The organism is Corynebacterium sp. KPL2680 (assembly GCF_040225675.1).
Taxonomy (GTDB): Bacteria; Actinomycetota; Actinomycetes; order Mycobacteriales; family Mycobacteriaceae; genus Corynebacterium; species Corynebacterium rhinophilum.
This window is the reverse complement of the sequence record NZ_JBEHFM010000013.1, coordinates 53,409-68,122: the sequence shown is the minus strand read 5'-3', so window position 1 is coordinate 68,122 and position 14,714 is coordinate 53,409. Positions and strand designations below refer to the sequence as shown.

General features: G+C 57.8%; 13 protein-coding genes and 1 pseudogene. 5 read left to right on the top strand and 9 right to left on the bottom strand.

Translation table 11 applies throughout. The features are described 5' to 3' along the window. Positions 1-148: 148 nt before the first annotated feature. The 4 genes and pseudogenes from ABRP66_RS07950 to ABRP66_RS07935 all read right to left on the bottom strand — a co-directional run. Positions 149-682: a YceI family protein gene (locus ABRP66_RS07950; protein WP_023024584.1), complete on the bottom strand. Its 534-nt coding sequence runs from the start codon at positions 680-682 to the stop codon at positions 149-151. A 111-nt stretch (positions 683-793) separates the two neighbouring features. Continuing rightward, a complete protein-coding gene (murJ, locus tag ABRP66_RS07945; protein ID WP_349838545.1) occupies positions 794-4,231 on the bottom strand; it encodes a murein biosynthesis integral membrane protein MurJ in 3,438 nt (1,145 codons plus the stop codon). A gap of 20 nt (positions 4,232-4,251) precedes the next feature. After that, complete coding sequence (locus ABRP66_RS07940) at positions 4,252-6,483, bottom strand: DUF6049 family protein (RefSeq protein ID WP_284770793.1); 2,232 nt, start codon at positions 6,481-6,483, stop codon at positions 4,252-4,254. Beyond that, positions 6,483-7,145 (bottom strand): annotated as a pseudogene (locus ABRP66_RS07935) (NUDIX hydrolase); the annotation flags it as partial. The gene ABRP66_RS07940 and the pseudogene ABRP66_RS07935, both read right to left, overlap by 1 nt. 31 nt (positions 7,146-7,176) lie before the next feature. On the opposite strand from ABRP66_RS07935, the gene ABRP66_RS07930 reads away from it, so the two are divergent. Genes ABRP66_RS07930 through ABRP66_RS07915 form a run of 4 tightly spaced genes read left to right on the top strand, consistent with a single transcriptional unit; the run spans position 7,177 to position 10,313 of the window. Then, positions 7,177-8,613, top strand: coding sequence for a CCA tRNA nucleotidyltransferase (locus ABRP66_RS07930; RefSeq protein WP_284770795.1), 1,437 nt, complete (start codon positions 7,177-7,179; stop codon positions 8,611-8,613). Next, entirely contained in the window at positions 8,613-9,209 is a 597-nt protein-coding gene (locus ABRP66_RS07925; RefSeq protein WP_284770829.1) for a YqgE/AlgH family protein, read from the top strand. The genes ABRP66_RS07930 and ABRP66_RS07925 overlap by 1 nt, the downstream gene beginning before the upstream one ends. 39 nt (positions 9,210-9,248) lie before the next feature. Next, positions 9,249-9,980, top strand: a complete 732-nt coding sequence (locus ABRP66_RS07920; protein WP_284770796.1) for an AzlC family ABC transporter permease — start codon at positions 9,249-9,251, stop codon at positions 9,978-9,980. Beyond that, positions 9,981-10,313 carry a branched-chain amino acid transporter permease gene (locus ABRP66_RS07915; protein WP_284770797.1) on the top strand — a complete coding sequence of 111 codons (333 nt, stop codon included), beginning with the start codon at positions 9,981-9,983 and terminating at the stop codon, positions 10,311-10,313. An 11-nt stretch (positions 10,314-10,324) separates the two neighbouring features. Here ABRP66_RS07915 and ABRP66_RS07910 read toward each other — a convergent pair whose 3' ends face one another. From ABRP66_RS07910 to ABRP66_RS07890, 5 genes are all read right to left on the bottom strand, one after another. Beyond that, positions 10,325-10,633 carry a hypothetical protein gene (locus ABRP66_RS07910; RefSeq protein WP_284770798.1) on the bottom strand — a complete coding sequence of 103 codons (309 nt, stop codon included), beginning with the start codon at positions 10,631-10,633 and terminating at the stop codon, positions 10,325-10,327. A 6-nt stretch (positions 10,634-10,639) separates the two neighbouring features. Next, positions 10,640-11,614: a bile acid:sodium symporter family protein gene (locus ABRP66_RS07905; RefSeq protein WP_284783128.1), complete on the bottom strand. Its 975-nt coding sequence runs from the start codon at positions 11,612-11,614 to the stop codon at positions 10,640-10,642. Between the two features lie 131 nt (positions 11,615-11,745). Then, the gene (locus ABRP66_RS07900) at positions 11,746-12,111 is read right to left on the bottom strand and encodes a Rieske (2Fe-2S) protein (RefSeq protein ID WP_284770800.1); all 366 of its coding nucleotides are present in this window, start codon (positions 12,109-12,111) and stop codon (positions 11,746-11,748) included. Positions 12,112-12,231: 120 nt separating this feature from the next. Continuing rightward, on the bottom strand, positions 12,232-12,447 hold the full coding sequence (locus ABRP66_RS07895) for a catechol 1,2-dioxygenase (RefSeq protein WP_284770801.1): 216 nt from the start codon (positions 12,445-12,447) through the stop codon (positions 12,232-12,234). A gap of 306 nt (positions 12,448-12,753) precedes the next feature. Beyond that, a complete protein-coding gene (locus ABRP66_RS07890) occupies positions 12,754-13,230 on the bottom strand; it encodes an SdpI family protein (RefSeq protein ID WP_284770802.1) in 477 nt (158 codons plus the stop codon). A 206-nt stretch (positions 13,231-13,436) separates the two neighbouring features. On the opposite strand from ABRP66_RS07890, the gene ABRP66_RS07885 reads away from it, so the two are divergent. Next, positions 13,437-14,648, top strand: coding sequence for a dicarboxylate/amino acid:cation symporter (locus ABRP66_RS07885; RefSeq protein WP_349838544.1), 1,212 nt, complete (start codon positions 13,437-13,439; stop codon positions 14,646-14,648). The last annotated feature ends 66 nt before the right edge of the window (positions 14,649-14,714 follow it).

The window sequence follows — 14,714 nt, the reverse complement described above, 5'->3', positions numbered from 1 at the left end:
ACTTCGTGCTCTCAAAGAAAACTACTCCCTACTAGTCGGTAACTGATTTCTCAGTCCAACTAATGGGGAGCAGTTCACGAGGCGGCGCGGGCTTTAGTGGTTGGTAACCAGGGGGCTGTGAGAACCCAAGGTTTTCAAAGAAGTGCGATTACTGCTTGATGGCAGAAACCTCGAGCTCGATCTTGATGTCTTCAGAAACGAGGACGCCGCCGGTCTTGAGCGGAGCGTTGAAGTCGATGCCGAAGTCCTTGCGGTTGATCTTGGTCTGTGCCTCGAAGCCCAGACGGAAGTTGCCGAATGGGTCCTCAGCGGTAGCGACCTCTTCAACCTTGAGGTCGACAGACTTGGTGGTGCCCTTGATGGTGAGGTCACCGGTGACGGTGCCGTTGCCGTCCTCATCAACGTTGACGTTGGTGGTGGTGAAGGAAAGCTCTGGGTACTCCTCCACGTTGAAGAAGTCTTCGTTCTTTACGTGGCCATCACGGTCTTCGTTGCCGGTGGAGATGGAGTCAGCCTTGATGGTGGCCTCTGCGGTGGAGTCCGCGATGTTCTCGGCGACGTTGATGGTGCCTTCGAATTCACCGAAGTTGCCGCGCACCTTGGTGACCATGGCGTGCTTGGTAACGAAGCCGATAACGGTGTGCTCTTTGTCGATGGTGTAGGTACCTGCTGCGAGGGACATGATTGATTCTCCTAACGTTGTTGTTGATGTAACATCAACTACGATACTCGACTACGCACTTTAGTCAAGACTTGAAGTAAAATTTCTTTTTCCAACCCGCTGACCTAGGTATTAAGGATGGCCCACAAGCTGGACCTCCCCCAGTGTAACCTCTTTTGACTTAGGCAGATCCGTGATGACTATGAGCGCGGCATCGAATTTCCGAGGCGTTTCCTTCAACTCTAAATCCTCGTTTGCGTGCTTGAACTTGCCCTCCGCCAATTTGGGAAGGGAACTCAGCTGCGGGTGTTCCGGATCGAAATCGTCTTTGTTGACGCCGTAGATGTCATAGTGCGCGCCATTGGACCTGGTGTGGGTCACGGTCATGACCGAAAGGTGGGCCGGGTTATCCAGCGTAAGTAACACGCCTGAACCGGTTTCCTTCGTGGACCAGGTGGTGATCGTCTTGCCATCGATAAGCTGGTCATTATCCTCGCCGTCTGGCACCGTAATAGCGGAAGATTCCTTGAGGTGCACCGGCGGGGTATTCGGGATCATCGTGGAGCCCTGCACGGTTTCGGTAACGGAACCGGTCTTTTCCACATCGCTGAGCAGGGACATCACCCACGTCGTCAGCGCTGCCATGCCCACGACGAAGATGGTGGCGAAAATGCCGATGACCACGACGCCGGAACCCGAGTAACCGCGGCCACCAAAGCCTGGTTCTTGCTTCGGATCCTCTTCCTGCGAGGGTTCATCTTCAACGACCACGGGGAGGGCCTCCGTCTTTTCTTCCTGTTCTTCTGGGGCGAATTCACGCAGGCGCTTGGCGATGCCCGCCGAGGTCAGCCCCTCCGCCTCCTGCAGCTCTTCCAACTTTTCTTCGCGGGTTTCTGCATCCGCGGCATCGAAGGCCAGCCGTGCTGCTTCGAGTCGCTCTGCGGCCTCGTCGGCGGTGAGATTGGCGTCATCGGAAATATCGCGCAGCTTCTTCGGCGATGGTTCGGTGGATTCGACCAGCATGCTTAGCGCGGAGCTGAGGGCCTCGCGGTCGCTTTCTGCAGACGTCCCATCCAGCACTGCGGGGAAGGCAACCTTGACGATGCCGAAGGTGGATACGCGGAAGCGGTCGCGGTGTTCCACGCCGAGGATGAGGCCGGCGTCGTGGGCCGTGGCGGCATCGGCAAACAGCGGCGCGGTAGCGCGGGCGACGGAATTGGGGTCGAGGTTATCTGCCTCTGCCACCTGCTTGAGGGAGGTGCCCTCAAACCAGTCCGCCACCACCAGGCAGCCGGTGCGGTAGGACAAAATCTCGATATTATCCGCCATGGTCTCCAGGTTGAGCTCGGCCAAACGCCGCGTATTGCGGGAGATTTCGGCGGAGCGGCGGGCCGAGACCGTGGGCGTCGATGGTGCGATGGGCGCCTGGGTATTGGTATCGACGAACGTCAGCGCCACGAGGCGGCCGGTGGATTGTTCGCGGGCCTGCCAGAACCGGGCGCCGGATACAGCGCCGTGATCCTGCAGGAGGCGGAAGCGGCCGTCCGAGACAGGGGCGCCGGGGACCAAGCGCGGGCCGCGGACGATACCGGCGGACATCGGTGGCGGCACCAAGGTGGCATTGAAGGAATCCTGCGTATAGACCGGCTGGATTTCCTGCAGGTCTGGTTCCTCGACCTCGATGGCCTTGGAACTGTCCACCGTGATGAACCGGGACATCCCCGGGATGCGCTGGAGGGCGCGGGCCAGGTTCTGCACCTCAGGCAGGGAGGACTTGGACAGGACGAGCCCGGTGATAATCACAAAGACGATGCCCAGCGCCACGACCTTGACCAGCGAGACGATCGAAGGCAGTTGCTCCGGCAAGACCAATTGCATGAGCCAGTACAGCGCCCACGACACAACCAGGCCGACCGCGCCGGCGCCGGCGGACCAAAGGACCGTTTGGGTTACGGCCTTGCCTCCCAGGCTGCCCAGTTTGCGCTTGAGCAGGAAGCCGCCGATGACCGCACCGGAGACAAAGCCAAAGCCGTTGGCGGTACCGAGGAGGATAACCACTCGGTCCGGGTTGCTGGTCATCAACGGCGCCAGCAAGGTCAGCACGACCTTAGTCAGGGTGATGCCGGCAATGATGAAGGTGGGCGTCCACGCCTCTTCCCTAGCGTAGAAAACGCGCAGGTGCAGCAGCACCAGCGCATAGGGTATCAAGGTAAAGGCAGAAAAACTGATGGTGAGGCCGAGCTGCTCTGCGCTATCCGCGCCGTAGGCACCGTACTGGAACAGGGCGCGAGCAATGGGCACGCCGAAGCCCGTCATGAAAATGACGATGGGGATTAGCGCGATGAAGGTCAGCTTGGTACCCAAGGTGAGGTCGCGTACCACGGCATCGACATCGCCATCGGCGGCATTGCGCGAAAGCCGCGGCATGATGGCGGTCAACAAGGTCACGCCGATAACGCCATAGGGCACCTGCAGCATCAGCCACGCGTTCTGGTACACCAGCGGCGCACCGGCATCGGCATACGCCGCCACGCGGGAGGTGACCACATAACCCAGCTGGGAGATGGCCACGTAGGTAATAATGGCCAGCGCCATGCCGCCGAATTGTTTGATGCGGGCATCGAGGCCCCACTTCGGGCGCAGGTTGATGCCGGCCTTTTTCAGGTACGGAACAAGGATCAAGCACTGCACAATCACTGCAGTGGTGGTGCCCAGACCCAGCAGCATGATGTGTGGATCCGCCACCGGCGTAGGTTCGTGCGGGTCGAGGCGGCCCGGCAAAAAGCGATAAGCCAGCAGGACGCTGATGGAGATGATGTTATTGATCACCGGCGCCCAGGCGCCAGGGCCGAAGATATTCTTGGTATTTAAGACCGCCTGGAAGAGGGCGAAAAGGCCGTAGAAAAGGATCTGCGGCAAGAGCAAGAAGGCCAATGATGTTGCCTGGACGGCATTGGCCTTGGAATCTTCAGGCAGCATCATCCTCGTTAATAATGGTGCGAAGATAACGGAGAGGATGGTAACGATGCCCAGGATGGAAAACGCCAGGGTAAAAAGTCTTCGGACGAAGGTTTCGCCGCGGTCCGAGTCTTCCTTCTCCGCGCGCACCAAGACCGGAACCACCAGTGAGGTCAGCACCGCGCCCAGCACGATTTCGGTGACCAGGTTGGGGATCTGGTTGGCGCTACTGAAGGCCGTTCCCACCGTGGCACCAAGGGTGGCGCCAATAAGCATCTGCCGCAGGAAGCCGGTGATGCGCGAGAGCAGCGTGGCAATGGCCATCGTTCCCGTCGCGCGGATCACGTCCTGATTGGAGGCCTCGATCTCCGCATTGCGGCCAGTCAGCGCGGACTTATCTTCCTCAGGGGGAACAGTCGTGTTCTGCACTGAGGGCTTGGGCCGCTTTTCTGGTACCGGTGCGGGTGGAGAGGCGCGCACGATGCGGCCGCGCGCGCCGACGGTAACCGGGACACGGTTCTCTTCCGCATTGGGGGCGGTATCCGTGGGGTCTACCGCGCCCGCAGGTGCCTTCTCCGCGTGGTGGGCCTGGCGGCCATCTTTTTCGGTCATAGAGGATACAACTTCAACTTTTACTTTTCAGCCTTGTGATTTTTGCGTCGGTGACGGCCAAGCCGAAAGAGCGTAGCCAAAACCAGCACGAGAGCGCCGGCTATGCCGGCAGCGTATAAGGTTACGATACCGGCACGTGTCTGCACGGAGATAGTGATGGGCTGCGAAATGGTCTGATCTTTAGGAGTGGCCAGCCACAGCCCAATGTCCGTGCGATCCGCGTCCTTCGGCATATCAGCGGTCATGGATACAGTAATAGAGCCCTTAGCGGGAATACGGACGCTTTTGGGCGTGTTGAGCCGCGCGCCATCGGGGGCATCGTATTGCAGCTTTGCCTCCACCGGCAACGGCAGGCCATTTTCGGCCACGATGAGCAGCGGCGATGACTCAGATACGCGGGTATAAACATTTCCCGGGGGGATGAGGGAGACAGAATCGCGCAGATCCCGCAGCGTATTGGAGTGCATCTCCATGGTGCGGGAAAAGGACTCGCGCGCCGCGGCGTGGGTGCCCAAGCTATCGCGATTATTAAGCGATAACGAGTTGAGGAGATCGCGGCGCAGCGGCAGCACGAATTCGGAGCGCGTCATGGTGATATCAGGGTCATCGACCACGATATTCATCAGCTCATCGGTATAGCGCGCCTGTTGCTCAACGCGGGCCAATTCCGGCTCCGAAAAGACCGCCGGATCGATAAAGGGACTACCGGTAGGAGCGTTGGGATCGCCTTGTTGCAATTCCACCGCGCTGATCCCGCGGGGGCGGGAGTGGCCGGACTTGAGCAGGTCTTCCGCGGCGGCGAGTGCATGCTCGGCCGCGCTTGGGTCAAGGTAGTTTGGAAGCTTGGCCACGGTATCTTCCCCGCCCGCAAGGCTGAGGGCCGCCCCGCCCGTGATGGCGCGAGACAAAGCAGAATCTTTGGAGTAGTCATAGCGCAGCTCCGGGTTGGAATAACCAACCGTCTGTGGCTTGGAGCCGGTTTGGGATAGCAGGGCGCCAAGGGAGGCATCGAAAGTCGCGGCCTCGCCGGACCAGTTCGAATTATCCGCAACCAGGGATGGCACCGGCAATTTTTGGTCAATATAACCGGAACCTACCGCCAGGATATTGCTGGCTGGCGCCTTGCCCAGGATGCGCTCGATGGTCTGGTTGCCGCGCTGTAAACCTTCAAAGAGAAGGGCAGGATTATTGGCCCTAGCCACCGCAGAGGCATTCGCATTGGCCCAGGGCATGGCGATGAAACAATCCAACTCGCGCAGGCGCTCTAGCCACCGCTCGGCGTCATTTTTTGCCTCGCCTGGCTCTCCTTTGTCATCGTCACTGCTCCGCGACCAAGAATCGCGCAGGCGCTTGGGGCGATCGCCTTGCGCGGGGCGCGTGGAATTGACCGTATAGCCTTGCGACATGCGGTTGACGGTATCGAGCAGCGCGGGGTCGATGGCCACACAGCCGGCCCCCTGCAGGTCATGATCCTCGTAGGTAGAAACCAACGTATCGAGGCGGCCGCCTTCGTGCAGTTCGTGCCCTAACTCATCGGAGGACAAGATGAGCTCTTCTCCCCCAAGCCCGCCGGGGAGGATGTCCAGGTTCGCGCTGATGGGATAGACCACCGTGAGATCGTGCGGTTGGGGCTCTTCGGCTTCGTCGTGTTCTTCTTCTGGTGCCGCTTCTTCCGGTGCCGCGGCCGCCGCGACACCAGTCGGCTCTTCTCCGGAGAATTGGGCCACAAACCGCTCTTCCGCTAGGCTCACCGCATCGCCCTCGAGAGTACCGGTCAGGGTAAATAGCAGCGGATAGGCGCCCGGTTCATTGATTGCCAAGGTGCGCTCGGCATCTAAGCCACTGGGCACGGTAAAGCTTATTTCCCGGGTTTCACCTGGCTGCAGCGGTGCGGTGGTCATGCCAGAGCCATAATAAGGAAAATCACCGGTGGCCATTTCCGTACGCGCTTCTGCTGCATCAGCAACGCTATCGCCGCGGCGGCTCGTTACCTGCAGATCTTCCAAGGGCTGATCGGTGGGGTTATGCACGCGGAAGCGCAGCCGCATGTCAGTGCCTACGGTAAAGGGCTGGGCATCGATAAGATCCAGATCGGCGCGCTCCGGCCCGCGCGCGCCCAACCAGGCTTGGATATCCATCTGCTCGTCCGGAACAGAGTCCATTTGGGCCGCCGCGCTTGGTAAGAACAATCCCCAACCGGCAAGTACCGCGCAACCGCCAGCCGCGGCAAGTGATTTGAGGCGCTTGTGCATTAGCGTGGGGTCGCTTTCCCTGCGTCGGCTTCCTTTCGTGCGAGATCTGGGAGGAGATCGTGCGCGATGCGCGCGAGCTTGCGTTCGTCCGCGTACGCCAAGTGCTCGATGAGTTCAGAAACGGGAATCCAGGACACCTCGGTGACCTCTGGATCCTCATCATTCATGATGCCGTCCACAAAGCGCAGCAGGTGGTGGTGCACCGTCTTGTGAATGCGGACGCCATCAGAGACGAACCAATAATCGATCACGCCGAGGTCAGCGAAAACCTCGCCGGAAATACCGGTTTCTTCCCATACCTCGCGCTCTGCGGTGACCTCCTTGTCCTCGTCATTTTCCACGTGTCCCTTGGGCATGGACCACAATAAACGGCCGCGGCGGTCTAAGCGCCCAATCAGCGCTACGTAGACGCGGGACAGGTCCGCTTTACCGTTGCCATCGACGCACTCGGCGAGCCCAGAGATTACGAGCCCGCCCGCAGATGTCTCATCGCGGGTCTCCATGACGGTGGAGGTGCCGTGATTATTGCCACCGCGTTGCTGCCTGCGCTGCTGGTTAGTGCGGCGCGTGCGGTTATCCGGCCGCCGCCGGCGCCGGCGCCGGTTACGGCTACGGCCGCCTCCTTTGGAGGGGCCTTGCGCGGAGCCTTGTTCTTGGTTAGTCATCCCTGCCAATCGTAGTAGACTCTCACCCGTGAATTTTCAGGACACTCAGTTAATCGGCGTTCTTGCGCGCGCGGAGTCTACCGTGAACTCGCTCAGTGGCTTATTGAGCGGGCTGGTGGAGAAGTTCAGCGCGCGTGGACATGCCCTCTACCTTGTGGGCGGCTCGGTGCGCGATGCCCTCCTCGGCCGCTTGGGCAATGATCTGGACTTCACCACCCCAGCGCGCCCAGAGGTGGTCAAGGAAATCCTGGATGAGTGGGCCGAAACGGTATGGGATACCGGCATTGCCTATGGCACCGTATCCGCCGTGTACAAGGGCCAACAGATAGAAATCACCACCTTCCGCTCTGATTCCTATGATGGGCAGTCCCGCAACCCCGAGGTCATCTACGGCGATAGCCTGGAAGGCGATTTGGTCCGGCGCGATTTCAAGGTCAATGCCATGGCTATTGAGCTGCTTGCCGATGCCACCTTTGAGTTCCACGATCCTCTCGGCGGCCTTCACGATGTGGCCAATAAGGTGCTCGACACCCCGGATAAACCGGAAATCTCCTTCCACGATGATCCACTGCGGATGCTGCGTGCCGCGCGTTTTGCGTCCCAATTAGAGTTTCACGTGGCAGACCGCGTGGTTGCTGCCATGCGCGATATGGCGGCAGAGATCCAGCGCATTACGGTAGAGCGCGTTCAAGTGGAGCTGGATAAGCTCATGTGCGGCAAAGCGCCGTGGGATGGCATCGACCTGTTGGTCAATACCGGGATTGCGGATTACATCTTCCCGGAGATCCCTGCCCTGCGCATGACCACGGACGAGCACGCACAGCACAAGGACGTATATGCGCATTCGTTGAAGGTACTGCGCCAGGCGATGGATCAAGAAGAAAACGGCCCCGACCTAGTATTGCGGTGGGCGGCATTGCTGCACGACATCGGCAAGCCCGATACCTTCGATAACACCGACGGCAAGGTTTCTTTCCACCACCACGAAGTGGTGGGCGCCAAGCTCACGCGGAAGCGGCTGCGGAAGCTGAAATACCCCAAGGCCACGACGGAAGATATTGGTCAGTTGGTCTACCTGCACATGCGCTTCCACGGCTTTGGGGAAAATCAATGGACCGATTCTGCCGTGCGGCGCTATGTTAACGACGCGGGTGATCTTCTCCCCCGCCTGCACAAGCTGGTGCGTGCCGATTGCACTACCCGCAATGCGAAAAAGGCGCGCCGCTTGCAGCGCACCTATGACCAGCTGGAGGAGCGAATTGCGGAGATCGGCCGCAAGGAAGACCTCGCACGGGTGCGCCCGGATCTAGATGGCAACGAGATCATGGAGATTTTGGGCCTCTCCCCTGGGCCCGAAGTGGGTCAGGCCTGGTCCTATTTGAAGGAAATGCGCTTGGAGTACGGCCCCCTCGAGCGGGAAGAAGCTATTGCGAAGTTGCGCCAGTGGTGGGAGTCTAAACAGTGATGTTTGCCGATAGATTATTTAACGCCCTCGAGCGCAACGAACCCGCCCCAGGGCAACTACTCGTGTCCGCACCGGGGATGCTGTCCCCGGAATTTGCCCGCTCCGTCATCCTGCTGGTTGAGCACAATGACATGATGACCTTCGGCGTGGACCTTACCAAGCGCTCAGAGGTGGCCATTTTTAACGTGCTTCCAGAATGGATGCCCGTCGTTGCTAAACCGCAGGCGCTGTATATCGGTGGCCCGCTCAACCAACAATCCGTCGTGGGCCTCGCGCAGACTAAGCAAGGCGTGGACCCAGATAAAGAAGAACAACTCAGCCGCCTTGCACCGCGCCTAGCGCACGTGGATCTGCGCTCCAACCCGGAAGATATCGAGCCGCTGGTTACCGGCATGCGCATGTTTGCCGGTTATGCCGAGTGGGGCCCCGGGCAGCTGGAGGAAGAAATCGAGGCCGGTGAATGGTTCGTGGCACCCGCCCTAGCGCAGGACGTGGTGGCCCCAGGCCCGGCCGATCTATGGGCCGATGTCATGAAACGCCAGCCCATGCCCCTGCCGCTGTATTCCACCTATCCCGTGAATGTGGATGATAATTAATTCCTAGGCGGCGGAAAGTGATCGGTTACACTAACCCGTATGCGCGAGGAAATCCACAAGGGCATTAAAGACACGTGGGCGGCGGCTCTCGGGCTAATTCCATTGGGCTTGGCGTTTGGCCTCTTGATGGTCCAATCCGGCTTTAGCTGGTGGTGGACGCCCATATTTTCCATCGTCATCTACGCCGGTTCTATGGAGTTTCTCGCCATTTCCATGGTTACCGGCGGAGTCTCCGCGCTCTCCTCGCTCCTTACCGGGTTTATGGTGAATTTCCGCCATATCTTCTATGGGCTAACGTTTCCCCGCAAGCGGATTAATTCCCCCGTGGGCAAGGCCTATTCCACCTATGCCCTCACGGATGAAACGTATGCCATCGTCTCGGCGCTGCCGCGCGAGGAGCGGCCTACCGGTATCCGCATTTTGAGTATTCAAATCTTTTGCCAAATTCTGTGGGTGGGTGGCGGACTCGTTGGTGCGCTCGCCGGCCAGGTAATCCCCTCCTCCGTCGAGGGAATGGAATTCGCCCTCGTCGCCCTATTCGTCGTTCTAGCGATGGACTCCTTCCGCAATAATCAGGATCTGTCCCTCCCGCTATCAGCCGCGGTCTTGGGCATTCTCGCAGCCTTCATTACCCCGGGGCAATTGCTGATGGTCTCCTTGAGCGCTTATTTCCTGTTGCTCATCATTCGCTATCTTTCTCCTCGCGTAGATAACGCGCTTACCTGGCGGCTGCAGCCGCTTGCCTCCACGACCGTGAAGGAGGAGAACTAAATGCCAGCTGGAGTCAGTTTAGGGGCGATTGCTGCGGTCCTTATCCCTGTAGGTATCGTGACCGTTTTATTGCGCGAGCTTTCCTTCTCCGCAAAGAAGTGGATGAAGGATAGCGAGTTCTTTTCGCTGCTGGGCATGATGATGCCCGTGGGAGTTATGACCATCTTGGTGGTCTATGCCGTTGCCGGACAGGCGGACGGCACGGGCGGTTTATGGCCAGTGTTGCTGGGTGTGTTGGTCACCGTCGGGCTGCACAGGTGGAAGCGGGATTCCGGATTGTCCATCTTCGGCGGTACTGCTTTCTACATGCTGCTGGTGAACGTGGTGCTTTAGTCCGCGCTTAGCTAAAGCCCAAACTTGGTGGTAGCTTCCGTCCACAGCGCGTCAAACTGTTCTTGGTCCATGTAGCGGGCGCTAATGTCTGGAAATTCATCGTAGGTATCGGGGTGCGGAACCATTTCTTGCGGCTTGTCCACGTTTCCCGTGGAACTATTTGGGGTCGCTACCCCGACGACGGAGTCCGCGGGGTCCAGAGCGATCATGCGGTGCATGCGGCAGCGCTGGGCATCGTGTTCTTCTAATTCTGCGAGGTGGACCGCTGAGCCCACTCCCGGGACGGAGAGTTCGGTGCGTACATAAAGGTAGTTAGCCATGGCCACCTAGTGTAGTTGTTCTTCGTCCTGCTGGGCGTACCGGGATGCCAACAAAGAACAAATCATCAGCTGCACCTGGTGGTAAATCATGAGTGGGAGAATCAAGAGCCCGAGCGATGTCGATCCGGAGGCAAAGATGACAGAGGCCATGGGAAGACCAGTGGCCAAGGACTTCTTAGAGCCACAGAATTGGATCGCAATGGTATCGGCGCGAGAAAACCCCAGTTTTCCAGAGATAAACCGCGTCAGCCACAACATGAAAATGACGAATGCCGCAGCGAATACGACGAGGAAGACAATCTCCCAAACAGAAATGGAGGACCAAATTCCATCGACCACGCCCTTGGAAAAGGCCGAATAGACCACCATGGCAATGGAGCCGCGGTCCACCACCTTTGTAGCCTTGCTTTGTGCGAGGTCCGCTATCCAACGTCGGGTTAATTGGCCCAGCACGAATGGAGCGAGGAGTAGGAGGGAGATTTCCCCAAAGACGGAGGTATCGATATGCAGCCCGGAACCGGTACCCATGAGAAGCATGACTAGGACTGGCGTGATAAAGACGCCGGCCAAGTTGGAGGTTGAGGCAGAGACAATGGCCCCAGATACGTTTCCCTTGGCAATGGAGGTAAACGCCACTGAGGACTGCACGGTGGACGGGACTAGCGTGAGGAATAGGATCCCCATGTACATATCGTCCGTAATGAACCCAGTGAGCGGCTGCAGTGCCAAGCCAATGAGGGGATAAATAACGAAGGTGAACGCGAGAATGGTGAGGTGGAGCCGCCAGTGCTTGAGCCCATTCAACGCCTCTTGGGTGGATAACCGCGCGCCATAGAGAAAAAATAACAGTGCGATCGCCACATTCGTCAGACTGCCAAAGACGTCAGCGAAGGTGCCGCGGGCCGGTGCAATGATCGCGATTGCCACGGCAATAAGAATGAGGACGATGAGCGGATCCGGCTTTTTGAGTCTGTGCAGCATGACCAAAAGTGTAAACCGTCGCGCGTGGTTCCACGAAAGGTTGTGGAGATAATTTTCTCCCGTGTACCCCTCTTAAGCCGCATAGTTTCACGTGAAACCATGCGGGTAGAAGGTGAGACATCCGCGGGTATTTACGCGGTAGTGACCTTTCCGCCCTCTTGGCTTACCTCAAACTCTTTGAGTGGGTCTCGGCCGGGCCCGTCGATCACCGAACCGTCTTGCAGGTTATAGGACGTATGATGCGCAGTGCAGGTGGCAGTCATACCATCGATTTCTGTAATGGGGTTTTGTTGGTGCGGGCAGGTTTGGGAGTAGGCTTTAAACTCTCCCTCTTGCGGCTGTGTGAAGATAACCCCATCGACGATGATCCCGGAGCCTACGGGAATGTCCGTAGCCGCGATCTCCGCGGGCGGTTCTGAGCCGCAGGCCGCGAGGTACGCACCTGCGAAAGTCGTAGCGGATCCGAGCAAAAACATGCGACGCGAACAAATAGCCATAGCCCCTACTCTATCCTGAATGGTTTAAGGTCGGAATATGATTTCGTCGGCGGGTAGTAATACTTGTGCGGAAATCATAATGTGGAAGTATCAGGTGCAGGTTTCACGTGAAACATACAATTAGGAAAAGTTACCGTTCCAGGTGGCGACGGAACCAGACTCGGTAGGTGTGAGTTCATAGGTGCCGGAATCGAGGCCTAGGTCATTAACAATGGGATGCGGGCCCTCCCTTCCTGCGGCTTGTGATTCCGGATTGACGCGTTGGGAGTCGGCGACATAAGAACCGATGCTAAAAGTGGACACGGCGATTGCGGCGAGAGCTGTTGTTTTCTTCATGCCACCCATTGTCTACCCTTGCCTGTGTTAGGTGTAGCGGCTGAGTGGCACTGTGCGGAACCTTTATGTGAGTTCTATGAGTTTCCACAGGAATTGCATTTAGTGGAGTGGAACCACTATAGCTAAAAACCAATATGGATGTTATAACCGAATTGGGTTTTTATTTTAGTTGTGACGAAACGAGCATGATTGCTCGTTTAGAACAATAACGTCACTGTGTCATAAAAAATCTCCCTCCCCTGTCCCTGTGTGTGGCGATTGCCGGACAGGAAAGGGAGGGAGAAAAGGAACGCGAAAGCTTATTATTTAATTATCAGAGTGTCGGGCGGCCTGGCGGAGTGCGCCCAGATCAACCTCGGGTTGGGTGGCGGAGTCAGTGGCGGCCTCTTCCCCACCGCAGCCGCCGGAGCCACAGTTGCAGCTATCGCCACAACCATCTTCGCCGGCATGTGCTTGCTCGTAAAGAAATGCTGCGCGCGATCCAAGGTTCGAACCGACGGAAAGCGCGAGGATCGCGATGACGAAAGTGGTGACCGGAATGAGCCACATCCAACCCTCCGCGCGGAAAGCTACGACGCCACCGAAAAGCAGCGATACTCCGCCTAGGGCCCAGAAGGGACCGGCGACCGCGTGGGCATTATCCCACGCTTCTCGCGACTTTCGGATTTCTTGTAAACGCAAGCCGATGTATTTATTGCCTGGCAACCGCTTGGTGGCGGCGAGTGCGCCCACCGCGATAAGGAAAACGGCAAGGACTAAAAATATGATTCCCACTGCGACCATATCCTTAGTTTAATCCTGCAACACCATATTGGAAATTAAGCTACGGGGCTTGTGTCTTAAATATAAGGCGGCTCGGGTAATATTCAATTTGGATCGATCGATAGATATTCGCTCGGTTTTGCACCTGCACCACGTTGTTTCTCCTTCCGCTGGACCGCACCCACGTGCGTTCTCGGACTGGGAACACCTAACCTGATTGTGATTGCATGAATCTCAAGAAAATAGCGGACTCTCTCCTTTTCCGCATCGTTCTCGCCATCGTGCTTGGCATCGTCGTTAGCCTTTTTGCGCCCGAATGGTTCGGTCGAGCCTTTGCCACGTTTAACGGGCTATTTGGTAACTTCCTCAATTTCTTCATTCCTGTCTTGATTTTTGCCCTTGTCGCCCCGGCGATCGCCGGTCTAGGCAAGGGCGCTGGAAAATGGTTGGGGGCTACGGCGGGCATCGCCTATGGCTCCACCATTCTTGCGGGGTTGATTGCCTATGGCTTGGCACAGTGGCTCTATCCCTCGATGTTGGCGGGCCAAACCCTAGTAACCAACGTGTCGGACGTGGACGAAGGCTCCCTCTCCCCTTATTTCGAGGTGGAGATGGCACCACCGTTTGAGGTGATGACGGCGCTATTGCTCTCCTTCTGCATTGGTGTCGCTATGACGACGGTGAAGTCCGATACGCTCTACACCGTCACTAAGGAACTGGAAAATGTGGTGGTTAAGGTCATTTGGGGATTCGTCATTCCCATTTTGCCGTTCTACATTTTCGGCATGTTCCTTGGCCTGGGTATGAATGGCAATATTGGAGATGTCCTCTCTGCCTTCGCGAAGGTACTGATCCTGGCAGTGGTTATGACGCTGGTGTACCTCGTGCTCCAGTACGTGGTTGCCGGTGCAATCGCAGGGAAGAACCCTTTTAAGGCGCTGCGGAATATGCTTCCGGCTTACTTCACGGCATTGGGCACGTCTTCTTCTGCGGCAACCATTCCGGTCTCCCTGGAGTCCAGCTTGCGCAACGGCATTTCGAAGCCGGTCGCGAGCTTCGTGATCCCGCTGTGCGCGACGATCCACCTGTCCGGCTCTATGATGAAGCTGACGCTTTACGCATTCGCCATTGTCTTTATGGCCAATATGGATATCAGCACTGGTACCGGCCTAGGCTTTATCTTCCTGTTGGGAATCATGATGATCGCCGCACCAGGTGTGCCGGGTGGTGCCGTTATGGTGGCCGTTGGTCTATTGGCGGACATGATGGGCTTTGATGACGGAATGGTGGCGTTGATGATCGCCGCTTATATCGCGATCGATTCCGTTGGTACCGCGGCAAACGTTACTGGCGATGGTGCCATCGCGATGGTCGTTGATAAGTTTGCCCGCGATAAGGTCGATACTCTCAATGAAGAAGAGGCAGAGACTGCGGCCTAGTTTCACGTGAAACAATTGAGCCCCCTGGCTTCCCCACCCAACAAATTTGGGAGGAAGCCAGGGGGC